General features: G+C 69.6%; 21 protein-coding genes and 1 pseudogene. 14 read left to right on the top strand and 8 right to left on the bottom strand.

The features are described from left to right. Positions 1-29: 29 nt before the first annotated feature. Together BST17_RS19330 and BST17_RS19325 are read right to left on the bottom strand one after the other, a co-directional pair. Positions 30-245 carry a hypothetical protein gene (locus BST17_RS19330; RefSeq protein WP_083060522.1) on the bottom strand — a complete coding sequence of 72 codons (216 nt, stop codon included), beginning with the start codon at positions 243-245 and terminating at the stop codon, positions 30-32. 77 nt (positions 246-322) lie between these two features. Next, complete coding sequence (locus tag BST17_RS19325) at positions 323-1720, bottom strand: serine hydrolase domain-containing protein (RefSeq protein WP_083060521.1); 1398 nt, start codon at positions 1718-1720, stop codon at positions 323-325. A 102-nt stretch (positions 1721-1822) separates the two neighbouring features. Here BST17_RS19325 and BST17_RS19320 point away from each other — a divergent pair, with 102 nt between their 5' ends. Beyond that, a complete protein-coding gene (locus BST17_RS19320; RefSeq protein ID WP_083060520.1) occupies positions 1823-2440 on the top strand; it encodes a TetR/AcrR family transcriptional regulator in 618 nt (205 codons plus the stop codon). Here BST17_RS19320 and BST17_RS19315 read toward each other — a convergent pair. Continuing rightward, positions 2437-3537 carry a glutamate--cysteine ligase gene (locus BST17_RS19315; RefSeq protein WP_083060519.1) on the bottom strand — a complete coding sequence of 367 codons (1101 nt, stop codon included), beginning with the start codon at positions 3535-3537 and terminating at the stop codon, positions 2437-2439. The genes BST17_RS19320 and BST17_RS19315 overlap by 4 nt on opposite strands. Positions 3538-3681: 144 nt before the next feature. On the opposite strand from BST17_RS19315, the gene BST17_RS19310 reads away from it, so the two are divergent. Then, positions 3682-4836: an NAD(P)/FAD-dependent oxidoreductase gene (locus BST17_RS19310; RefSeq protein ID WP_083060518.1), complete on the top strand. Its 1155-nt coding sequence runs from the start codon at positions 3682-3684 to the stop codon at positions 4834-4836. Here the strand turns inward: BST17_RS19310 and BST17_RS19305 are convergent. After that, positions 4827-5267, bottom strand: coding sequence for a thiol-disulfide oxidoreductase DCC family protein (locus BST17_RS19305; RefSeq protein WP_083060517.1), 441 nt, complete (start codon positions 5265-5267; stop codon positions 4827-4829). The genes BST17_RS19310 and BST17_RS19305 overlap by 10 nt on opposite strands. A gap of 138 nt (positions 5268-5405) precedes the next feature. On the opposite strand from BST17_RS19305, the gene BST17_RS19300 reads away from it, so the two are divergent. From BST17_RS19300 to BST17_RS19275, 6 genes are all read left to right on the top strand, one after another. Continuing rightward, positions 5406-6566 carry a YihY/virulence factor BrkB family protein gene (locus BST17_RS19300; RefSeq protein WP_234807735.1) on the top strand — a complete coding sequence of 387 codons (1161 nt, stop codon included), beginning with the start codon at positions 5406-5408 and terminating at the stop codon, positions 6564-6566. A 24-nt stretch (positions 6567-6590) separates the two neighbouring features. Next, entirely contained in the window at positions 6591-7136 is a 546-nt protein-coding gene (locus BST17_RS19295; RefSeq protein WP_083060516.1) for a hypothetical protein, read from the top strand. Between the two features lie 135 nt (positions 7137-7271). Further along, entirely contained in the window at positions 7272-9305 is a 2034-nt protein-coding gene (locus BST17_RS19290) for a toprim domain-containing protein (protein ID WP_083060515.1), read from the top strand. Between the two features lie 9 nt (positions 9306-9314). Then, on the top strand, positions 9315-11459 hold the full coding sequence (locus BST17_RS19285; RefSeq protein ID WP_083060514.1) for a DNA gyrase subunit A: 2145 nt from the start codon (positions 9315-9317) through the stop codon (positions 11457-11459). A 57-nt stretch (positions 11460-11516) separates the two neighbouring features. Beyond that, positions 11517-12050, top strand: a complete 534-nt coding sequence (locus tag BST17_RS19280) for a GNAT family N-acetyltransferase (RefSeq protein WP_083060513.1) — start codon at positions 11517-11519, stop codon at positions 12048-12050. A 367-nt stretch (positions 12051-12417) separates the two neighbouring features. Beyond that, the gene (locus BST17_RS19275; RefSeq protein ID WP_308214700.1) at positions 12418-13614 is read left to right on the top strand and encodes a DUF222 domain-containing protein; all 1197 of its coding nucleotides are present in this window, start codon (positions 12418-12420) and stop codon (positions 13612-13614) included. Positions 13615-13799: 185 nt separating this feature from the next. Here BST17_RS19275 and BST17_RS19270 read toward each other — a convergent pair whose 3' ends face one another. Continuing rightward, on the bottom strand, positions 13800-14252 hold the full coding sequence (locus tag BST17_RS19270) for a carboxymuconolactone decarboxylase family protein (protein WP_083060511.1): 453 nt from the start codon (positions 14250-14252) through the stop codon (positions 13800-13802). Between the two features lie 144 nt (positions 14253-14396). Here BST17_RS19270 and BST17_RS19265 point away from each other — a divergent pair, with 144 nt between their 5' ends. Further along, a complete protein-coding gene (locus BST17_RS19265; RefSeq protein ID WP_083060510.1) occupies positions 14397-15161 on the top strand; it encodes a DUF1906 domain-containing protein in 765 nt (254 codons plus the stop codon). 1 nt (position 15162) lies between these two features. On the opposite strand, the gene BST17_RS19260 is transcribed toward BST17_RS19265, so the two are convergent. Then, positions 15163-16014 carry an HpcH/HpaI aldolase/citrate lyase family protein gene (locus BST17_RS19260; protein ID WP_083060509.1) on the bottom strand — a complete coding sequence of 284 codons (852 nt, stop codon included), beginning with the start codon at positions 16012-16014 and terminating at the stop codon, positions 15163-15165. A gap of 176 nt (positions 16015-16190) precedes the next feature. On the opposite strand from BST17_RS19260, the gene BST17_RS19255 reads away from it, so the two are divergent. Next, positions 16191-16502 (top strand): NIPSNAP family protein, encoded by a 312-nt coding sequence (locus tag BST17_RS19255; protein WP_083060508.1) that lies wholly within the window; start codon positions 16191-16193, stop codon positions 16500-16502. Positions 16503-16551: 49 nt separating this feature from the next. Further along, a complete protein-coding gene (locus BST17_RS19250) occupies positions 16552-17295 on the top strand; it encodes an NADPH-dependent F420 reductase (protein ID WP_083060507.1) in 744 nt (247 codons plus the stop codon). 129 nt (positions 17296-17424) lie between these two features. Here the strand turns inward: BST17_RS19250 and BST17_RS19245 are convergent, their stop codons facing one another. After that, entirely contained in the window at positions 17425-17751 is a 327-nt protein-coding gene (locus tag BST17_RS19245) for a hypothetical protein (RefSeq protein WP_234807734.1), read from the bottom strand. Between the two features lie 121 nt (positions 17752-17872). Between BST17_RS19245 and BST17_RS19240 the strand changes: the two genes are divergently transcribed. The 3 genes from BST17_RS19240 to BST17_RS19230 are packed head-to-tail and all read left to right on the top strand — an operon-like array spanning position 17873 to position 22340. After that, on the top strand, positions 17873-20302 hold the full coding sequence (locus BST17_RS19240; RefSeq protein WP_234807733.1) for a S15 peptidase family protein: 2430 nt from the start codon (positions 17873-17875) through the stop codon (positions 20300-20302). Between the two features lie 29 nt (positions 20303-20331). Beyond that, positions 20332-21150 (top strand): MOSC domain-containing protein, encoded by an 819-nt coding sequence (locus tag BST17_RS19235; protein ID WP_083060506.1) that lies wholly within the window; start codon positions 20332-20334, stop codon positions 21148-21150. 5 nt (positions 21151-21155) lie between these two features. After that, positions 21156-22340 (top strand): lycopene cyclase family protein, encoded by a 1185-nt coding sequence (locus BST17_RS19230; RefSeq protein ID WP_083060505.1) that lies wholly within the window; start codon positions 21156-21158, stop codon positions 22338-22340. Here BST17_RS19230 and BST17_RS19225 read toward each other — a convergent pair. Then, positions 22330-22760, bottom strand: a pseudogene (locus BST17_RS19225) (glycoside hydrolase); the annotation flags it as partial. The gene BST17_RS19230 and the pseudogene BST17_RS19225 sit on opposite strands and share 11 nt — an antisense overlap.

The raw sequence follows: 22760 nt of genomic DNA, 5'->3' as shown, positions 1-22760 counted from the left end.
TGCGGGCGCCCTCGTGGCAGGGGGTCGGGTCAGTGCCGGACCGAGGTGTCGACCTGGGGCACCTTCACGGTCGGGAACAGCTGGTCCCGCCAGGGGTAGTAGTCGTTGTCATTGTCGTAGTAGATCCCGCCAGGGGCCTGCGGGAGCATGTGCACCGTCGCCTCGGCTTGCGCGGGCCCGGCCAAACCGACGACCGCCGCGGTGAACGCTCCGGCGATGATTCCCGCCAATCCGATCTTCTTCATCGCTCTTCGCCTCTTCCATCTGACTGCTGCTGCGATATCGGCTACAACCGTCGGCCGGCGCGTTTTCTTCCCGGCGGTCAGCCGTAGAGGTGCAGCGCCTGCGCTGCGTGCGTGGCGATCTCGCCGGCGAGGGGCCCGACGGGCGGCCCGCCGGGTTGGTGGATGACGTTGGCGAGCACCACCACATAGGTGTCCGATCCCGGGTCGATCCACAGGGACGTGCCGGTGAACCCGGTGTGGCCGAAACTGCCCACCGGGAACAGCGCGCCGCGCGGGCTGGAATGGGGCGTGTCGATATCCCAGCCGAGTCCGCGTACGTCGGCATCGGCGAGCCGGTGTCCGCTGGTCATCAGTTCCGCGGAGGCCTGCGTCAGCGGGAAGGGACTCGGCCGGCCGGCCAGCCGGTCCAGCAACGCCTGAGCGAACCGCCCCACATCGTCGGCCGTGGTGAAGACACCGGCGCTGCCTGTGGCGCCACCCATCCGGCGGGCGGTCGGGTCGTGCACGGTGCCCCGCAGCAGCTGCCCGAAGTCGGGATTGAGCCCGGGGGTGTCCCCATCGCGTGCGGTGGGCGCGACGCGGGTCAACAGATCGGTGTCCCAACTACCGGCCGGGCAGTGCTCGGGCCGGGGCCCATCCGGGTCGGCAACGATCGCGGTGCCGCGAACCCGGTGCGGCCCACACGCTTTGGCGACCGGGAGGTAGCGGGTCTCGGTCATACCGAGCGGGCCGAACACGTTGCTCTGCACGTGCTCGTCGATGGCGCGGCTGGTGAGCTTCTCGACGATCGCGCCCAGCAGGATGAATCCGATGTCGGAGTAGTGGAAGCTCTGGCCCGGCTCGCCCACCACCCAGGCGCCCTGGGCCCGGCGGATGCCCTCGGCCCTGTCGGCCCGGTCCAACCCCCACGGGCCGTCGAGGCTGAGATCGCCGGCGATACCGGACGAGTGGGTGAGCAGCATCTGCACCGTGACCTGTGCGCGGCGCGGATCCCCGGTCGGGTTGAACCCGGGCAGGTAGGTCTGTACCGGCTCGTCGAGCCCGATCTTGCCCTGTTCGTGCAACTGCATGACCGCCGTCGTCGTGGCGATGCTCTTGGTCAGGGACGCCAGGTCGAAGATCGTGTCGGTGGTCATCGGCTCGGCCGCACCTGGGTTGCCGTCGGGCCCCGGTTCGGTCGCGAGCTTGCGTTGGCCGAAGGCCTGCCGGAAGACGATCTGGCCGGCGTGCCCGATCTGGACCACCGCGCCGGGCAACCGGTGCGCCGCGATCGCGTCGTCGACGGCAGCACCCACCGGTGCGAACTCGGCGGGGGTGACGGCGGCGGGTGCGGGTGCCGGTGCGGCGAGACGTGGCGTATTGGCCGGTGTTGCCGCGCTGGGTGCCGGCGGGCCGGGCGCGGGAGGTTCTGGCGCACCGCAGGCCGCCGCGGCGAGAATCGCGCCGACGGCGCAGAGCCGGCGTAGCTGTGTCATCGACGGACCAGAACCGGTAGGCAACGATGGTGCAGAGTCGACGACCCCTCGACGCCGACTGCTGCAGGTAGCACTATAAACGACTACGTACACAAATGAGACATGCGAACGCGGGGGTGGAGCTTGTCGGCGAAGTTGCCTCCTGGGCGGCACAACCTGACCCGCGCGCAGGTGGCCGCCGACCAACGCAGCCGGATGCTGACCGCGCTGGGTGAGGTCATGCAGGTCAAGGGGTTCGCGGGCACCACGGTGGCCGATATCACCGAGCGCGCCAAGGTCTCCAAGCAGACGTTCTACGAGCACTACGACAGCAAGCAGGCCTGCTTTCTGGACGCGTATGCGCGCATCCACCACCGGGTCAGCGAGGCGGCGGGCACACTGCCGGCCAAGGCCACACCGATGGACGTGTTCAGCGCGGTGCTGACGAACTACCTGGACACCCTGGCCCGCGACCCGGCGATGGCGCGGGTCTATCTCATCGAGGTCTACGCCGCCGGCCCGGAGGCGCTACACGCCCGGATGCAGCTGCAGCAGCGCACGGTCGACGGTGTGCAGGGCGTCTTCGGGATCGACACCGAGGAGGGGCGGTTCGCCTGCCGTGCGCTCGTGGCGGCCATCGCCTCGCTGGTGACCCATGAACTGGCCGACAGTGATTCCGGCGACGTCCGGTCCCTGCACGCCCCGCTACTGGCTCTGGCGGCGCGGTTGTTCGACGCCTAACAGCCCTCGACGGTGGCCGCTGCGACCGCGTCGATCACATCGGTGACCTCCCGACGACGTCGCCAGGCGGCCTGCTGCCGCATTGCGCCGTTGCCGCCGTGCAGAATTCGGCGCATCCCGGCCTCGACCAGACCGTCGTCGCCGACCGCACGCAGCGCGGGGCCGAGGCGGTCGACGAAGGCCCCCAGCACCTCCTCGGCCGGTGCGGTGTGCCCGGTTGCGTAGGAGTCGACCAGTTCCCCGGTGAGCCCGTCGCGCGCAGATCGCCAGAATGCCGCGTCCAGGACGTGCTCGGGAATCCGCGGTGCCGGGACGCCGCGGGCCTCCTCGTCCAGCGCCGTCATCACCGCGGCGCGGGTCAGCACGGCATGCAGGACGGTGTCGGCGACGGTCGCCGGCACGTCGGCGACACGGACCTCGACGGTCGGGAAATTCGCCGACGGCCGCACATCCCAATAGACCATGCCGTCATCGAGCATCGCGCCGGTGTTCTGCATCACCCGCACGGCGGCGTCGTACTCGGCCGCCGACCCGAAATGCGGTGGCGGCCCGGCACTGGGCCACCGTGACCACAGCACATGGCGCCAACTGGCGTGGCCGCTGTCGGCCCCCCGGTAGATCGCCGAGTTGGCGGTCAGCGCCAGCAGCAGCGGCAGCCATGGGCGCAGCCGGTTGCTCACCGTGATGGCGGTGTCCCGGTCCGGAACCGCCACGTGCACATGGCATCCGCTGATGCCCTGCTCGTGGGCGATCATCCCGAATCGTTCCGCGATGTGGTGGTAACGCGGCTTGTCGGTGATCGGGAAATGCTGCGGCACAGTCGGTGGCAACCCGACGGCGAGCAGGCGCGCGCCCGCGGCATCGGCGGCATCGGCGGCCACGCGTCGCAACCGGGTGAGTTGGGCGAGCAGGTCGGCGGCATCGTCGGCGACCTCGGTGGCGGTCTCGACCTGGCAGCTGGTGAGTTCGAGCTGCAGATCGACCCCGGCGTCCGCCGCGAGGGCGGCCACCCGCCGGTTGAGCGGTACCGGCTCGCCGGACTGTGGGTCGGCGAGCAGGAACTCCTCCTCGACCCCGAATGTGGGATGGCTGGCCATGGTGAGACCTCAGGTGCCCTGATACCGGGTCCGGGAAACATGGCCGCGGGCCGTAGCCGGTAGCGGACTACGGGTTTTCCGTGGTCCCTGACCCACACCGCGGATGACACGGTCGTCATACCAGGACCGAGGAGAGGAATTTCGATGACCACCACCCAGATCGTCGTCGTCGGCGGCGGATACGCCGGTGTACTGGCCGCCAACAGGCTGCTGCAACGCGCGGATGTCGACGTCGCGCTGATCAACCCCCGCCCGCAGTTCGTGGAACGCATCCGGTTGCACCAGCTGGTGGCGGGTACCGACGACGCGGTGGCCGACTACGCGACGATCCTGTCCGACCGGGTGCGCCTGATCGTCGACAGTGTCGATCGGATCGACGCCGAATCCGGCAAGGTGCTGCTCGCATCCGGTTCGGCGGTGGCCTATGACCATCTGATCTACGCCGTCGGTAGCACCGCACCGGTGCCCGCGGCCGTTCCCGGCGCCGACGAATTCGCTTATCCGCTGGGCGAACTGGAGGCGGCCCAGCGGTTGGCCGAGCGGATGGCGAGCCTGCCGGCCGCGGCGCCGATCGTGGTCGTCGGGGGCGGTCTGACCGGTATTGAGGCCGCCTCCGAATTCGCCGAGGCCGGCCGGCCCGTCACGCTGGTCACCGATGTGCTCGGGGGATCGCTGGCCCGCGGCGGTCGCCGGTCGGTGGCCAAGCGGTTGCACAAGCTCGGTGTCACCGTGGTGGAGAACGCGAAGGTGGCCGCCGTCGCCGCCGATCACGTGGCGCTGACGGACGGCCGGAACGTGCCCGCCGCGGCCACGGTGTGGACGGCCGGGTTCGGCGTGCCGACGTTGGCTGCCGCCAGCGGGCTGCCCACCGACGCGCTGGGGCGCCTGCTGACCGACGAGACGCTCACCGCCGTCGGATATCCGGCGATCGTGGCGGCCGGGGATGCGGCCTCCCCGTCGGCGGTTCCGCTGCGGATGAGCTGCCAGCTTGCCATGCCGCTGGCATCGCACGCGGCCGACACCGTGCTGGCGCATATCGACGGACGGGAGCCCGGCGTGCTGAACCCGGCCTCGGTGGGACAGTGCATCAGCCTCGGCCGGCATGCGGGCACCATCCAACTGTCGCGTTTCGACGACACCGCGATCGGCATGCACATCGGGGGCCGGCTGGCAGCGACCATCAAGGAGTCGGTCTGTGCCGGGACGTTGAGCTTCCTGGCCAAGGAGGCGCGCAAGCCTGGCAGCTACTTCTGGCCCAGGGGCGGCAAGCGGGCGAAGCGACTGTCGGTTCACCCGTAGGTGGCGTCGACGAATCGACTGCGCACCTCGGGCGGCGGGATGGGGCAGGTGTCGTACTGTCCGCCGACGCGATAGCGCACCGTGGCGAACGCGGCATACAACCGGTCCCGGACGGCGGGTGGGATGACCCGCGCGGCCAGCGCCAGCTTCCAGAAGCCACCCAGATAATCGGCCACCTGCAACAGCGCCGCCGACTGGGTGCTCACCGTTTCCCGCGACGACCCCGGATCACGCACGAACACAACGGTATCCAGGTCGGCCAGGTACGGATGCCGGGCGATGATGTCGCGGGCGAAGTCACTGTCCAGCGCGGCGAAGCGCAGGGTCCCGCGGCTGTCGAAGCGCAGGATCGTCCGCACGGCACCGTTGCACACCCCGCACACACCGTCGTACAGCAGGACGGGTGCATTCGATTCGGTCGGCGTGCTCATCGGATCCTCCAGATTCTGTTCGACGCTACCCCGGTGGTTTCCCCGACGGCGGGTGCGGAAACGGTGCTGTTTCGCGGTGGCGACCCGCGGGCATGTCCTCGATCCGTTCCGAACCCATCGATCTCGGGAGTGTCCGTGATGAAGACGTTGGTGGCCCTGGTCGGCGGACTGCTGGCCGGCGTCCTGCTCGGCAGGCGCGCCACGCCTCAGCCACCCCCCGTCACCTGGTCCGTACCGACCCCCGCGGTGACGGCCGCCGAACCGGATCCCGATGACGCACCCGACCCCGACGACCCGGCCAAACCCGATTCACCGGCGGACCTGACCAAGCCGTCGCTGTTCTACGTCCTGCGCAAAACGGCCCGCGAGTTCGGGTCCGACCAGTGCACCGACCTCGCCGCGGCGCTGACGTACTACGCCGTGCTGTCGCTGTTCCCGGCGCTGGTGGTGATGGTGTCCCTGCTCGGTGTCTTCGGTCAGGGAAAACGGACCACCGACGCCGTCCTGCAGATCGTCGAGGATCTGGGCCCGTCCTCGGCGGTGGACACCTTGCGGGCGCCCATCCAGCAGCTCGTGGAGGCACCGTCGGCCGGGCTCGCGCTCGTCATCGGTATCGCCGGCGCACTGTGGTCGGCGTCGGGATACATCGGCGCGTTCGGCCGCGCGATGAACCGCATCTATGAGGTCGAGGAGGGCCGGCCCGTCTGGAAACTGCGGCCGATCCAGCTGCTGCTCACCTTCGCCGGCCTGGTCTCCGCGGCGGCGGTCGCATTCATGCTTGCCATCAGCGGCCCCATCGCCGGAGCGGTGGGTGATGCCGTCGGGCTCGGTCCGGCGGCCCAAACGACCTGGAACATCGCCCGGTTCCCGGTCATCCTGGTCCTGGTGATCGGGGCGGTCGCGGTGCTGTACTACGCGGCCCCCAACGTCCAGCAGCCCAAATTCCGCTGGATCAGCGTCGGAGCCGCCGCCGCCATCCTGATCTGGGTCGTCGCCTCCGTCGGATTCGGCTTCTACGTCGCGAACTTCGGCAGCTACAACAAGACCTACGGCGCGCTGGCCGGCGTCATCGTCTTCCTGCTGTGGTTGTGGATCACGAACCTCGCCTTGTTGTTCGGCGCCGAACTGGACGCCGAGCTCGAGCGGGGCCGACAACTGCAGGCCGGCATCGCCGCCGAGCGCGAGCTCCAGCTGCCGCCACGGGACAGCCGCGTCACCGAGAAGAACCAGGCCAAGGAGGAGTCCGACATCGCGCAGGGCAGGCAACTGCGTGAGTCTCGCGGCCGCGACGACGGCTGAGCGATCCGCGGCGATAATCGGCCGGTGCCGCACCTACGTTTCTATGCCGAGGGGGAGGACCACCGTGCCGTCATCGACACCGTCTTCGCCCAGGGCGAGTTCGCGGTGTACGAGATGCATGCCGAGAACGCACCGGTGCGGCGTTTCGACGAACCCGCCGCGGTGCCGGCGGCGCCGTACGGCACGCACCTGATGCTGCACGTCACGGCGGCCGGTGGCCGCCCGCTGTTGGATCGCGACGTGATCGGCGGCTGGGGGTTGATCCAACTGAGCTTCGGGACCTTCTTCGTCGGACACGAGCTGCGCTGGAGCACAACGAACCACAACTCGCCGACCAGGGCCCAGAAGTGGGCAGGCAACTATCCCGAGTACGGCGACCCACGGGACTGGGACTGGAGGGAGATCAGTCGGGCGTCCGGGCGGCTCAACCGGCGGATCCGCAGCCTGGCCGTGGACACCGTCGGCCCGCACCCGGTGCTGCCGGACGCGGGCGAGCTGATCAGGCGGCACCGGCTGACCCATGTGTACGGCACCGGCATCCACGACCGACCGCCGCCGGGCCCGCTGTAACCGGTCTCACACTGGCTGACCACGCATGATGTTTTCCCCGCCGCCCGCCGCCCACCCGGCTCGGATGCGCGGAGATGTCGGGCAGGCGGACTACGCTTTCCCCGGCACCCCCGGCCCCGATGGAGAGAACGAGCAGTGAGTTACAACGCCGCAGACATCACCGAACTCGATGATGTCCAGCACACCCGTCTGCGGCCGGCGGTCAACCTGGGCCTCGACGTCCTCAACACCGCCCTGCGCGAGCTGGTGGACAACGCCATCGAGGAGGTCGCCGATCCCAGCCACGGCGGGTCGACCGTCACCATCACCCTGCACGCCGACGGCTCGGTGAGCGTGGCCGACGACGGCCGCGGCCTGCCCGTCGACTCCGACCCGGTGACGGGAAAGAACGGCATCGTCAAGACGCTGGGCACCGCGCGCGCCGGCGGCAAGTTCTCCGCACACACCGATGCCGCCAGCACCGGCGCCGGCCTCAACGGGATCGGCGCCGCGGCAGCCGTTTTCATCTCCGCACGCACCGATGTGACGGTGCGCCGCGCGGGCAAGACCTATCTGCAGAGTTTCGGCGCCGGATACCCCGGCACGTTCGAGGGCAAGGATTTCGACCCCGAGGCGCCGTTCACCCGGGCCGACACCCAGAAGCTGCGCGGCACCGGCAATCGCAAGCCGGACGCGCACGGCACCGAGGTCCGCATCCTGTTCGACAAGGCCGTGGTGCCGGACTCCACCATCGATGTCGGCGAGGTGCTGCTGCGCGCGCACGCCGCCGCGCGGATGTCCCCCGGTGTGCACCTGACCGTGGTCGACGAGGGCTGGCCCGGCGAGGAGATCCCGGCGTCGCTGCTCGAACCGTTCGACGGCCCGTGGGGCAGCGACACCCTGCTCGATCTGATGTGCACCGCTGCGGGCACCCCGTCACCTGCCGTGCGCGCCGTGGTGGAGGGCCGCGGCGAATACACCACCGGACGCGGGCCGACACCGTTCCGTTGGTCGCTGACAGCCGGCCCCGCCGAGCCCGCCACCGTCGCGGCGTTCTGCAACACCGTGCGTACCCCCGGCGGCGGCTCGCACCTGACGGCCGCGATGAAGGGCCTGTCCGAGGCGCTGGCCGACCGCGCGTCGCGGATCCGCGACCTGGGGCTGGCCAAGGGCGAAGACGGCCCGGAGCCACAGGATTTCGTGGCGGTGACCGCGCTGGCCGTCGACACCCGCGCCCCAGACGTGGCCTGGGATTCGCAGGCCAAGACCGCGGTGTCCTCGCGGTCGCTCAACGTGGCGATGGCCCCCGATGTGGCGCGCAGCGTGACCATCTGGGCCGCCAACCCGGCCAACGGCGACACCGTGTCGCTCTGGACGAAGCTCGCGCTGGAGTCGGCGCGGGCACGGCGCAGCGCCGAGGGTGCCAAGGCCCGGTCCCGGGCGGCGTCGAAGGCCAAGGGACTGGGCACCAACCTCTCCCTGCCGCCGAAGCTGCTGCCCAGCCGGGAGACCGGCCGCGGGTCCGGCGCCGAACTGTTCCTGTGCGAGGGCGATTCGGCGCTGGGCACCATCAAGGCGGCCCGCGACGCCACCTTCCAGGCTGCCTTCCCGCTGAAAGGCAAGCCGCCCAACGTGTATGGCTTCGCGATCAGCAAGGCCAGGGTCAAGGACGAGTTCGATTCCATCGAACGCATCCTGGGCTGCGGACTGCGCGACAACTGCGATCCGGAACTGTGCCGGTATGACCGCATCCTGTTCGCTTCCGACGCAGACCCCGATGGCGGCAACATCAACTCCAGCCTGATCTCGATGTTCCTGGACTTCTACCGCCCGCTCGTCGAGGCCGGGATGGTGTACGTGACGCTGCCGCCGCTGTTCGTCGTCAAGGACGGCACCGAGCGGATCTACTGTCAGGACGAGTCCGAGCGCGACGCCGCCGTTGCCGAGCTGAAGGCCAGGTCCAAGCGCAAGGTCGAGGTGCAGCGCAACAAGGGTCTCGGCGAGATGGACGCCGATGATTTCTGGAACACCGTGCTGGATCCGGAGCGGCGCACCGTGATCCGGCTGCACCCCGATGACAGCGAGAAGAAGCTGCACCACACCTTGTTCGGCGGGCCGCCCGAGGGCCGGCGCACGTGGATGGCCGATGTGGCCGCCCGCGTCGACACCTCCGCACTCGACCTGACATAGGAGATTTTCGTGACCGCCACCCTCGACGTTCCCGAACAGAACCCCGATCTGGTGCTCGATCAAAGCGCCGACGACTACTGGAACCACTATCAGCTGACCTTCGCGCTGTACAGCGTCAGCGACCGCGCCATCCCGTCGGCGTTCGACGGGCTCAAGCCCGGCCAGCGCCGCCTGCTCTACCAGATGCACGAGTCGGGCCTGCAGCCCGGGAACAAGCCGCAGAAGTCGTCCAAGATCTGCTCGGCGGTCACCGGCAACCTGCATCCGCACGGTGGCGCGTCGATGTACGGGGCGGCCGCGTTGATGGCCGCCGAATTCCAGCGGGTCAAGGTCATCGACGGGCAGGGCGCCTTTCCCCGCATCCAGGGCGATATCCCGGCCGCCGACCGCTACACCGAGATGCGGTTGTCGGCGCAGGGCGCCGCGTTGACCGCCGAGCTGAACGACCACGCCGTCCCGATGGTGCAGACCTTCGACGGCGAGTGGACCGAACCGACGATGCTGCCCGCGCAGTGGCCGGTGCTGCTGTGCAACGGTGCGGTCGGCATCGCCGAGGGTTGGGCCACCAAGGTGCCCGCGCACAATCCGCGCGAGGTCATGGCGGCCTGCCGGGCCCTGCTCGCCCGGCCCAACACCACCGATGACACCCTGATGAAGCTGATCCCGGGTCCCGACTGGGGTTGCGGGGCAACCGTTGTCGGCACCGCAGGGCTGCGTGAGTACATCACCACCGGCCGCGGCCAGCTCACCGTGCGTGGCACCGTCAGCGTCGACGGCAAGAACTGCGTGATCACCGAGTTGCCGCCCGGTGTCGCGAGCAACACTGTGCAGGAACGGATCCGGGCCCTGGTGGAGTCCGGCGAGATGTCCGGTGTCGCCGACATGTCGGACCTGACCGACCGCCGCAACGGCCTGCGCATCGTCGTCACCGCCAAGCGCGGTTACAGCGCCGAGCAGATCCGCGATCAACTGCTGGCGCTGACTCCGCTGGAGTCCACCTTCGCCGCCAGCCTGGTCGCACTCGACGAGGACCGGGTGCCTCGCTGGTGGAATGTGCGCGAGTTGATCGGCGCCTTCCTGCATCTGCGGGATTCGGTGGTCCTGCACCGCAGCGAGTACCGGCTGGAGCGGGTCACCGCGCGGCGCCATCTGGTGGCCGGCCTGATGAAGATCCACCTGGACATCGACGCCGCCGTCGCGGTGATCCGCGGCTCCGACACCGTCGACGATGCGCGCCGGGGCCTGCAGGAACGCTTCGAGATCGACGAGGAACAGGCCAATTACGTGCTGGCCCTGCAACTTCGCCGGCTGACCAAGCTCGATGTGATCGAACTGCAGGCCGAGGCGGACAAGCTGGACGCCGAGTTCGCCGAGCTCACCGAGCTGGTGACCAATCCCGATGCGCGCCGCAAGGTGATCGACAAGGAGCTGGTCGAGACCGCGAAGCTGTTCAAGGGGCCCGAGTTCGACCGGCGCACCGTGCTCGACACCGAGGCCACCCCGGTGACCGCGGGTGCTGACGAGGACGGGCCCCGCGAGCGCAAGGTCAACGCGGCCTGGCGCCTGGATGACCGCGGGGTGTTCTCGGACAGTCACGGTGATCTGCTGACCGCCGGCCTGGGCTGGGCGGTGTGGACCGATGGACGCGTGAAGTTCACCAATGGCAACGGCCTGCCGTTCAAGATCCGCGATATCCCGGTAGCGCCGGATATCACCGGCCTGCTGCGCTCCGGCGTGCTGGCCGAGGGTTATCACCTGGCGCTGGTGACGCGCCGCGGGAAGGTGCTGCGCATCGATCCGGCCGCGGTGAATCCGCAGGGTGCCGCGGGCAACGGGGTTGCCGGGGTCAAGCTCTCGGGCGAGGACGACGAGGTGATCGCCGCGCTGCCGCTGTCCTGCCAGAACGGCGAGGCCATCCTGTCGATCTCCGAAAAGGGCTGGAAGGTCACCGAAGTCGCCGATATCCCGGTCAAGGGACGCGGCGGCGCCGGTGTCGGATTCCACCCGTTCGTGGGCGGCGAGGCAGCGCTGTTGTCGGCGGCCGTCTCGGCGACAGGTTACGTGCGCGGTAAGCGCGCGGTGCGTGCCGAGAAGCGGGCAAAGGCGTCGACCAAGGGGTCCGGCACCGATGTGACACCGGCGGAACCGTCCTGATCGGTCGAGCCGCGCAATTCGGTTGACGAAGCTGCCCGTTGGGGAGATGGTTCGTGCGTGATCGTTCGACGCGAAACCGTTGATGACATCGGGGCCATCAGCGCTGTGACTGCGGCCGCCTTCAGCGAGGCCGCCCGCAGCGCCCCGCCGGTCGAACCGGGCGGGCCGCCTGGCGAAGTGGCGCTGATTGCGTGGTTGCGTGCCGATCCTGGCTGGATACCCGGCCTTTCGCTGGTCGCCGTCGACGACGCACGCATCATCGGACACGTCGTTGCCACCCGCGGTGACGTCGATGGCGCACCGGCACTGGGCCTCGGACCGCTCAGTGTCGCGCCGCAACACCAGGGCTCGGGAGTCGGCGCGGCGCTCATGCACAGTGTGCTGGGCGCCGCCGACGCGCTCGGCGAATCGCTGGTGTGCCTGCTCGGCGAGCCCGCCTACTACCGCCGCTTCGGGTTTGTTCCCGCCGCCACGGCCGGGGTGATGGCGCCAGACCCGTTGTGGGGTGACTACTTTCAGATTCGAACACTCACAGCGTACGAGGGCCAGGCGGGCCTCTTCCGTTACGCGGCGCCGTTCACCAGGCTGTAGCGGGTTGGCCGGTGGCGCGGGCCGATCCGGCCATGATGTGCCACCCCTATCGCGCAAAGTGCTTGCACTGGTCGGCGATTCGATGTATAATCGAACACACGTTCGAACGCAACATCGCTCCCGATCAGTACCCGGTGAGCGCCAGACCGTGGCCCCGGTCGCGGCAAGGTTGCCCTGGTCCTGCGGGACCAGGCATGTGTTGCCTCATCGTGCCCTCGGGCACCGAGTGTGAAAGCCGGTATCCACTATGGACGCCACCGATGTGAGTTGTTTTGTTGATGCGTTGATCGATGACCTCACCCCGGCTGAGGTGCCGGACGATGCTGCTGATCGGACGTTGTTTCATTTGTTCGAGTGTCCGCGGCCGGTGGTTGATGACGAGGCGCTGTTGTCGGTGTTGGCTGCGGCGGTGACGGCGGGCAATCTGCTCGCCTTTGTTGTTGCGTCCGCGGTGGCGGCTGCGGAGCGGGCCGGGATCCCGGCCAGGCGGCATTTGAAGACCGGAACCGACCTGTTGGCGCTGCTCGGGATGGCCCCGGGTGCGGCGGCGCGGGCGGTGCGGGTGGGCCGGGCAGCGCATCTGCTGCCGGCGCTGACCACCGCGCAACGGCTGGGTGGGATCAGCATCGAGTTCGCCGACGCCGTCGGCAAGGGCGTCACCCACATCAATGCCAGAACCGAACTGTCCGATCAGGATCGGGCCGCTGTGGTGACCAAACTGATGATCCAGGCGACCCCGGCTGAGGTGGGTAAGAAGGCGCGGGCGATCGGGATCGACCGCACCGCAGACTTACCTCTGGAAGAACGCGCGGTGCCGGTCGCCGAGGACGCCGACCTGAACACGATGACCCTGGTCCTGGGCGAGGAGGGCCGGTACGAGGCCACCCTCAACCTCGACGTCGGGACCGGGGAAGAATTGTGTGCGGCGCTGGATCCGTTATGCCGGCCGGTCCCGCTGCCGGACGGGTCACCGGACCCCCGCCCGATCGACAAACGCCGCGGTGATGCGGTCGGGCAGATCCTGCGGACCTATCTGTCGCAGTCGACGCGACCCATGTCCGGTGGGGTACTACCGCATGTCACGCTCATTCGCCCGGGGCAGCGCGGTGAGGACCACGTGGATTCCCTCGGGTTCGGCGGGCCGGTCAGTGCCGCGACCGCGGATCTGATCGCGTGCGATTCCACGCTGACCCATGTCATTGTCGATTACTCCGGGGTGCCACTCGATGTCGGGCGCGCCGACCGGCTGTTCACCCCGGCGATCCGCAAAACACTGGGCGTCCGCGACGGGGGCTGCGCGCACCCAGGGTGTGGCCGGCCGGTGTCCTGGTGCGACGCCCACCACATCCAACCCTGGAGTGAAGGCGGTGAGACCAGCCTCGACAACGGGGTGCTGCTGTGCCGGCTGCACCACAGTCTCATCCACCACGGCGGCTGGACGGTGTACCTCGGCCGCGACCGTTATCCCTGGTTCATACCACCGCACAAGCCAGGTGAGCCCGAGCCCGAGCATCTGCGCTCACACAATCGACGCACCATGACCGACCTACCCACCGCCGCGTGACCCAGAACTGCACCGCACCTTGACAACTGCACAGTGAATACCAGCGCCATCGGACGGGAAGTCCTGTGTCACGGCGGGTTCGGTGACGTCAACCGCTGCGTGGATAAGATTGCCGCCCGCACTCGACATGTGCACAGGGCTTCCCGTCTCGGAGTCGCCCGGCCGGGTTCAGGTCCACATGGGCTCTAGGGACCGACCGGATAATGGCTCGCGATCGCGATACGGTTCCACCCGTTCATGACCACCACCAGCCAGGTGACCGCCGCAATCTGCTGCGCGGTCAGCGCCGTCTCGACATCGACCGCGGCGGGCGCGGCGGTGTGTTCGTCGCCTATCCGGGTGACCCGCTCGGCCAGAGTCAGCGCCGCCTGCTCCTGATCGGTGAAGTACTGCGACTCCCACCACGCGGGTAGCACGGCGAGCCGGTCGGTGGTCTCACCGGCGGCCAGTGCGTCGCGGGTGTGCATCCGCAGACAGAATGCGCAGCCGTTGAGTTGGGACACCCGTATCTTCACCAGCTCGGCCAGGAGAACCGAGAGTCCCGCCTGTTCGACGGCTGACTTCACCTGGGCGTCCAGCGCGGCGAAGGTCTTGTACGGTTCGGCGAACTGCTTGCTGATGTTCACGTGCGGGAGCATTGGCGCCCCTCCTTCTCGGTAGTCCGGACAGTCTGGATCGTCCGGTGGTCCTCTCCCCTGACGAGATGGCGGGTCAATGTGTGACACCGGCAGGCGTCGGCGAGGCTGCCCGATGAACAACTGTCACTTTGTTAACATCGCGCCGTGCAATTCTCCCGGCGTGACGCGCTGCGCTACGCCGCGGCGACGACGGCGCTGGCCGGGCTCGGTGCCGCGACCGCGGGCGCCCCGTCCGCTTCCGCCGCAGCGCCCACCCTCATCGACTTCGCCGCGCGCCAGATCCCGGCGGCCGACATCCGGGCGGCCGGGCACGCCGGCGTCATCAACTACGTGTCGACCTCGCGGCCCGGTTCGTCGTTCGGCGCCAAGCCGATCACGCTGCCCTACGCCCAATCGCTGACCGCCGCCGGGCTGGTGATCGTCAGCAATTACCAGTACGGCAAACCCGGCGGAACCGCACCGTCGGATTTCACCCGGGGCTTCGCCGGCGGTGTCGCCGACGCCCGCACCGCCTGGCAGCTGCACACCGCGGCCGGTGGCGGACAGACCGCTCCGGTGTACTTCAGCGTGGATGACGATATCGATCGCAACACGTGGGACACCCTTGCGCTGCAATGGTTCCGGGGCATCAATTCGGTGCTCGGCCAGATGCGCACCGGCATCTACGCGGGTATCCGCCCCTGCGAATGGGCCATCGCCAGCGGTGTCGTCGGACGTTCCAGCACCCCGGGCAAGGCGTGGGTGTGGCAGACCCGGTCCTGGTCGGGCGGCCAGATCCATCCGGCGGCCGTGCTGTACCAACGCATCATCGACACCGCCTCCAATCCCGGACCGCTGGTCGGCGGCAGCCGCGTCGACGTCAACGACGTGCTCGCCTCAGATGTCGGCCAGTGGAACCTGCACCCCTGACCTACTGGACCAACCCGAGTTTCTCGGCGAGATCCAACACCGCCTGAGCCCGGGCGCGGGTGGGCCCGACGCTGCCGTCGTACGCGCCGGTGGGCGCATCCAACCGGGCCAGCGTCCGGCGGGCCTCGTCGATGTCCAGCGCCGACGGGCTGAGCAGGCTGTTGATCGTCTCGGCGTGCCCGGAATCCAGGCACAGCCGCCCGGTCATTCCCGCCGCCTTGGCAACCTCGGTCTCACGGGCCAGGTGACGCGACTGATCCCGCAGGGTCGGACCGTCGATGGGGGCGGGCAACTGTGCGGCGCGGCTGGCGATCACCAGTCGGGCGCGGGGATAGGCCAGCACCGCCGGATCCCCGCTCATCCCGGTGTCCCGGCGGAAATCGCCGAGCCCGAATGCGATTCGGTGACAACCCGGGGTGCGCGCAATCTCGGAGACCGCCTCAATGCCGAGCGCCGACTCGACGAGCGCCACCAGCGGGGTGCCGGCAGGCAACCGCGCCGCAGTGGCAGCGATATCGTCGCCGGATTCCACCTTGGCCAACATCACGCCGCGCAGACCGGGTGCCGCGGCCACCGCGTCGAGATCGGCCGACCAGGCTGCCGTGGCCACACTGTTGATCCGCACCCAGGCATGCCCGCCGCCCAACCATTCGGCGACGGCCGCACGACCGGCAGCCTTCTGCGAATCGGGCAGGCCGTCCTCGATGTCGAGCACCACGGCGTCCGCGCCACCCGCCACCGCAGCGTCGAACAGGTCGGCACCGTCGGGAACACCGGGCTGCAACAGCCAGGTCCGGGCCAGCGACCAGTGCGGCTTCCGGGGTCGTTGGGTTGTCTGCGTCGAAACCGTCACGCATTGACCTTCCGCTCGGCGATGTGGTTCCCATCGTCCGGGCACCGCGACGCATCGGCCACATTAAGCACATAATGTTCACGCCAGCGTGGCGTGACCGCCATTCCCGCCAGCCCTACTCCCGATCCCCCGCCACCTGCATGGTGTGCGTGGCGCCGGCAGCAGAGACTCGACTGGTGGAACTGCGGACCTACACCCTGGCCGACGCCGCGGCGCTGAACCGCTACATCGACGAGTTCTGGCCGCGCCACATCCGCACGTTGCGTGCCTACGGCATCGACGTGCACGGGGTGTGGACCGATGCCGCAGAACCACACCGGGTGATCGCCCTCGTCGGCTATCGCCCCGGAGCGGATCCGCAGCGGCTCGCAGCAACCTACCGCGACAGCCAGGACTTCCTCGACGACCACGCGAGTTTCGATCCCGGACTGATCATCGCCACCGAGGTCCGGGAACTCACACCGATTGCGTGCTCAGGACTGCGATAGCGGGCGGAGTTGGCTCCGCGGTGCATGAAGCGCGGAGATATCCGATTCGGTGCGACCTACTCGGAACAAGGCCCGCGCTCGCGCCGTTGGTGCGAAACAGGCCAACATCAACAGGAGGCGACGCATGAAGATCGGAATCATCGGCGCAGGACATATCGGCGGGACGCTGGCGCGCCGGCTGCGCGAACTCGGACACGAGGTGAACGTGTCCAACTCGCGCTCACCGGAGACGCTGGCCGATCTCGCTGCCGAAACAGGCGCGACCGCGGTATGGGCCAAGGACGCGGCGGCCGACGCCGACCTCGTCATCCTCAGCATCCCGCAGAAGAACGTCCCCGACCTCGCCGACGGCATCGTCGATGACCGCAAGCCCGGTGCGCCGGTGATCGAGACCAACAACTACTACCCCCAGCAGCGTGACGGCGAGATCACCCCGATCGAGGACGGGCAGGTCGAGAGCGCCTGGGTGGCCGAGCAGATCGGGGCCCCGGTCTACAAGGTGTTCAACGGCATCTTCTGGAAGCATCTGCTCGAACGCGGAACACCCAGTGGCACAACCGATCGCATCGCACTGCCGGTCGCGGGCGAGGACGGCCCCGGTCGTGAGCTGGTGCACCGGGTCGTCGATGAACTCGGCTTCGACCCCGTCGACGCCGGCCCGATCTCCGAGTCGTGGCGCCAACAGCCCGGGACACCGGTGTACGGCAAGGATTTCGACGCCGAGGACACCCGCAGGGCGCTCGCCGAGGCGACGCCCGCGCGGACCGCGGAATGGAGTGCCCGCACGGCCTGACGCCGCCCGGTCGTTCGGCGGGGTTCACAACGCGGGTGCTGTCAGCCCTGACGCGACTTCGGATACATGCTGAATCCCGCGCAAAACGGACTGTCCCCGAACAGATCCGAGGTCCCCGCGGGGTCCCGGTCAGCGCGGGAGCGACAGCTTGAAGCCGGTGTGGGAGGCGATGAACTTCAGGCGCTGGTAGAACCGGTGCGCGTCGACCCGCGCGTTATCGCTCGTCAACTGCAGCGTTGCGACGACCTCGCCGCCCCGGCCGGCAACCAGTAGGAGTTCGTGCTCCTGCCCGTCCATCACGTCGAAGGCGGCGTAGTAAGGGGCCAGGTCGCCGCCGGCCGGCTCCACCGGGTCCGCGGCGAGCATCGCGACCAGCTCAGGCACATCGGCCCGTCGGGCCCGCCGCAGAGTCACCGTCGTGGATTTCAATCGCAACCCCGCCAAGGCGCTATCCACGGGTCGAGCATGCCAGCCCGCCCCGCGCTGCGTTTCCCGGCTTGCCCGACCACGGCCCGCGTGTTGTGATGTACATCACGTGCCCAGCAAACTCCCCGCCAACTGACTGGAGAGCCCTGCCATGACCCGCGTCAGCACGGCTTCCCACATCGGCAGGGTCGGCGGGCTCGCCGCAGCGCTGGGAATCGGCACAGCGGTACTGTGCGGCACCGGGATCGCGTCGGCCGCGCCGGCCGAGACGTCCGGCAGCCGGGACACCACGTCTACGACGGGCGAGTCGGCACCGTCATCGGGCGCCGCCGACACCACCGGCGCCGAGCGCCCGGCGAACACCGAGAAGCCCGCGTCGCTCGTTCCGAAAAAGAAGCCGGTGGCGAAGAAGCCTCGCGCGGTGTCGGTTCGCCACGACGGCAATGCTCGGACCGAACCCGAATCCAAACCCGACGAGACCCGGCCCGCGGAGAACCGGCCCCAAGCATCCGAGTCCGCCAAGACCGAGCAGGACGAACCGGCCGAGACAACAGAGGCAACAGCGCCAACAGAGCAGACGAGACCCGACGAGACGGGACCGGACGAGAACCTGGCGGAAATGCCTGGCGCCGAACATGTTCGCCCCGCGGATACTCAGCGCGAAGACAACCAGCCCGGTGACACCCAGCCCGTCGACTCAGCAAGCACAGCGCCGGAGTCCACCGACCCCGTCATCTTCGCGCCGACACCGGCCGCAGAGGTCCCGACGGCGCTGGTGCGTCCGCGCACGGTGCGGACCGCCGGGACCGGACCCACGGCGCCCATCGACACCCCCCTGTCGTGGACCATGCTGGCCGCGGCGAGCAGGAGCACCCTGGCACCGAGCACCGGCGCCGCGGTGGTCATCGACCCGGTGACCCACGCCCCGGTGATCGCGACGCCCAAGACACCACTGCTCGAACCGCTCCAGCGGATACCGGTGCTCGGGCCTCTTTTCGTCACGCCGATCGTCGCGGTCATCAACCAGATTCCGGTGGTCAGCGATCTGCTGCACCCCATCGTCGGCTATCCCTGGGAGTGGGGGCGGCCCGCCGGCACGCCCCGCCCCCGCGACGTCATGTTGACCTCGTTCGACGGCACTCGCATCAACGCGCACTTCATGCCCGCGGCCGGCCTGAAACCCGGGGAGAAGGCCGCCACCATCCTGCAGGGCCCCGGCCTGCTGCTGCCCGGCGCGACGAACCTCGGCCCCACCCTGCTGGACGGGATCATCGCCGACACCTCGGGGCTGGTGTACACCGGCACGCTGCGGGCCGCCGGCTACAACGTCGTCACTTGGGACCCCCGCGGCGAGCACAGCTCCGGCGGGCGGCTGGAGCAGGACTCCCCCGACTTCGACGCCAAGGACGTGTCGACGATCATCAGCTGGGTGGCCACCCTGCCGGAGGCCCGCCTGGACCCGGGGGTGCTGGATCCGCGCATCGGCATGACCGGCGCCTCCTATGGCGGCGGCATCCAATTGGTCAGCGCTGCAACGGATCCGCGCATCGATGCGATCGTCCCCGCGATCACCTGGAACACCCTGAACACCGCCACGTACCAGAACCAGGCGTTCAAGAGCAGCTGGGCGGCGATCCTGACCGCCGGGATCACCCTGTTCACCCGGCCGAACCCCGCCATCCTGCCCGCGACCATCTACGGCGTGCTGACCGGCAGACAGACCGCGGCCGAGCAGGCCCGGCTGGCCCAACTGGGACCCGGCGGCCCGCGCGAGCTCGTCGGCAAGATCACCGCCCCGACCCTGCTGATCCAGGGCACCGTCGACACCCTGTTCTCGCTACAGGAGGCCGACACCACCGCATCGACTTTGATCGCCAATGGCGTTCCGACGAAGGTGATCTGGTACTGCGGCGGGCACGGCCTGTGCGGTGACCTCTTCGACCCGACCGACGGGGTGCTCATCCAGCGCGCCACCCTGGCCTGGCTCGACCGATACGTCAACGGCAACACCGCCGCGGTGACCGGTCCGCAGTTCGAGTTCGTCGACCAGCGCGGGCAGTTCTACGCCTCCGAGAGCTATCCGACCATCCCGGGCACCGCCATCGAGTCGCGTGGTTCCGGCGGGTCGCTGCCGCTGCTGCCCTTCCTCGGTGGCTCGGGCCCGATGCTCGGGGTGATCCCGTTCGGCGCGTCCAAGGCCGCCAACGCGCTGAATCTGCGCTCACCGGTGTCGGCCACCACGACACACGTCGTCGGGGCGCCGCAGTTGACGCTGAGCTACAGCGGGACCGGCACCGCCCGGCACGTCTACGCCCAACTGGTGGACAACTCCACCGGCCGTGTGCTCGGCAACCAGATCACCCCCGTCCCCGTCACCCTGGACGGGCAGCCGCACTCGATGACCATCGCGCTGGAGCCGGTCGCGCACACCCTGCGTCCCGGCCAGACCGTGACGGTGCAACTGGTCGCCTCATCGACCACCTACGCCACCCTCACCTCGTTCGGTTCGCTACGGGTGACCGACATGCGGCTGAGTCTGCCGACGGTGGACCCGGCGACGCTGACCCCGCTGGCGAGCTGAGGCCCCCACCGCCGTCGTAGTGTTCGAGTATGGCCACCGAATCCGCGCTGCACGTGGACAGTCTGTACCGCTACCCGGTCAAGTCCATGCTCGGCGAGTCCGTCGCCACGCTCGAGGTCAACCACGAGGGCGCCGCGGGGGATCGTCGGCTGGCGTTGATCGACGCCGAGACCGGGCGGGTGGCCAGCGCCAAACAGGCGCGGCTGTGGCGCACGCTGCTCACCTGCACCGCCAGCCTGGACGGGGACCGGGTGCGCGTCCGACTGCCCGACGGCAGGCAGCTGACGCCCGGGGACGCCGATTTCGACGACGCGCTCTCCGAGCTGGTGGCGCGGCCGGTGCGGGTCGCCGACCGGCGGCCGGCGGGTGCCAGCCTGGAGCGCGCCGATCCCGAACAGGTGCTCGACCGCGGACTGGACGCCGTCGTGGACGCGCCGCTGCTCGAACTGGGTGAGGCGACGCCCGGCGACTCCTTCGTCGACCTGGCCCCGCTGCACGTCATCACCACCGCCACGCTGGAGCAGATCGGCACCGAGGGCCTGCGGTACCGCCCGAACATCGTCATCACCACACCCCCGGGTCATCCCGCCTACACCGAGAACGACTGGACGGGGCAGACTTTCGGTGTGGGCACCGCACAGCTGCGGGGCATGGGCGCCACGCCGCGGTGCGTGATCCCGACCCTGGCGCACGGTGACCTGGACCGCGCCGCCCACGCGCTGCGCACCCCGGCCCGGGAGAACCTGGTCGATTCCTTCGGCCTGGGCCGGCTGCCCTGTGCCGGAGCATATTTCGAGGTGGTCACCGAGGGCACGATCAGCCTCGGTGACCGGTTCTCACCGAGCTGACCCGGATGGACGTACTGGTCGTCGGCGGTGGGCCCGCCGGGATGGCGTTGGCAGGTGCCTGCGCACGGGTCGGGCTGGACACCGGGCTGGTCGACACCGCCCCCGAGCGCCCGTGGATCGCGACCTACGGGATGTGGAGCGCCGAGCTACCCGCCGATCTTCCCGAATCGGTGGTTGCGGCACGTGCCGACGGCCGGGCCGTCGCGCTCACCGAGCACGCCTTGGGCTGGGAGTACGCCGTCCTGGATGTCCCGGCGTTGCAGGCTCACCTGGCCGACCGGCTCGCCGGGGTGCACGTGTACACCGGGCGGGCCATCGGGGCGCCCGGTCGCGGCGAGGTCGCGCTGGCCGACGGCACCCGGCTGCGGGCGGCGGTGATCGTGGACGCGGGCGGGCGGTCCCGTCCGCTCGATCCGCGCTCGCCACAACCGGGCGGCACCGCCCAGACCGCCTACGGTGTGGTGCTGGATGCCGAATCCGTCTCCGCACTGACCAAACCCGGCGAGGCGCTGTTCATGGACTGGCGCGCCGATCACGGTGAATCCGGGTGGCCGACCTTCCTGTACGCGATCCCGCTCGGTGCCGGGCAGATGCTGGTGGAGGAGACCTCGCTGGCCCGCCGGCCCGGCCTGCCCCTGGCGACGCTGCGCAGGCGGCTGCACTCCCGGCTCGCCCACCACGGCATCGCGATACCCGACGACGCCCGGGCCGAGAAGGTGTCCTTTCCCCTGGATCAGCCCAGGCACACCGGGGCCGGAGTGCTCGGGTTCGGCGCGGCCGCGCCACTGGTCCATCCGGCGACCGGGTTCAGTGTCGCGGCGTCCCTGCAGCTCGCGCCGGAGTTGGCAGGCGCCTTCGCCACCCACCTCACCGACGGCCCCGACGCCGCACTGAGGGCGGGCCGCGACCTGGTGTGGTCCCGATCGGCCCGGGCGATCCACCGCCTCCGCCGGATCGGACTGGAGGCCCTGCTGCGGATGCCCGCGGACGACGTTCCGCAGTTCTTCGAGACGTTCTTCACGCTGCCCGCCGCGCACCGCTGGACCTATCTGACCGCCCGCGATGATCTGCCCGGCACCGCGCTGGCGATGGGTCACCTGTTCCGGATATCGGACGCCCGGCTCCGCCGCCATCTGGTCGGCTCGGCACTGCGGCCGCCCGCGGTGTCCGCCCGACGGGTCAGCGGGTGACGGTGATGTGCACGTGGTCGAAGTGCCCGTACCCGGACGCCTGCGGACCGGCGGGCGTGTAATAGGTGCCCCGCCAGATCACGTCCTGCAGACCGAACCGGGCGGCGTTGGCCATCGCATAGGCCATGATCTGGTCGCCGAGCGCGATGCCCTCGGCGCTGCCCGAATTCGGGATCATGATGTCGATCGCCAGCCCGCTGGGATGCCAGGGCTTGGAGTCCGGCCGCACCCCGCCGATCTCGTTGATCTGCGGGAACTGCTGACTGATGGCGCGGGCGGCCAGGACCGCCTTGGGTTGCAGGCCCGCCTCGTTGGCGACACCGACCGGCAGCGCCGCGGCCTCGGGGATGTCGACGCGGGCGGCGGCCAGCGACGGCTGGGCCGGCATGGCGAGGATCGCGGGGTCCTGCGGGGCGGGCG

Source organism: Mycolicibacterium bacteremicum (genome assembly GCF_002086115.1).
GTDB classification, from domain to species: Bacteria; Actinomycetota; Actinomycetes; order Mycobacteriales; family Mycobacteriaceae; genus Mycobacterium; species Mycobacterium bacteremicum.
The sequence above is the reverse complement of the archived record's forward strand: the minus strand, read 5'-3'. Positions and strand labels throughout refer to the sequence as shown.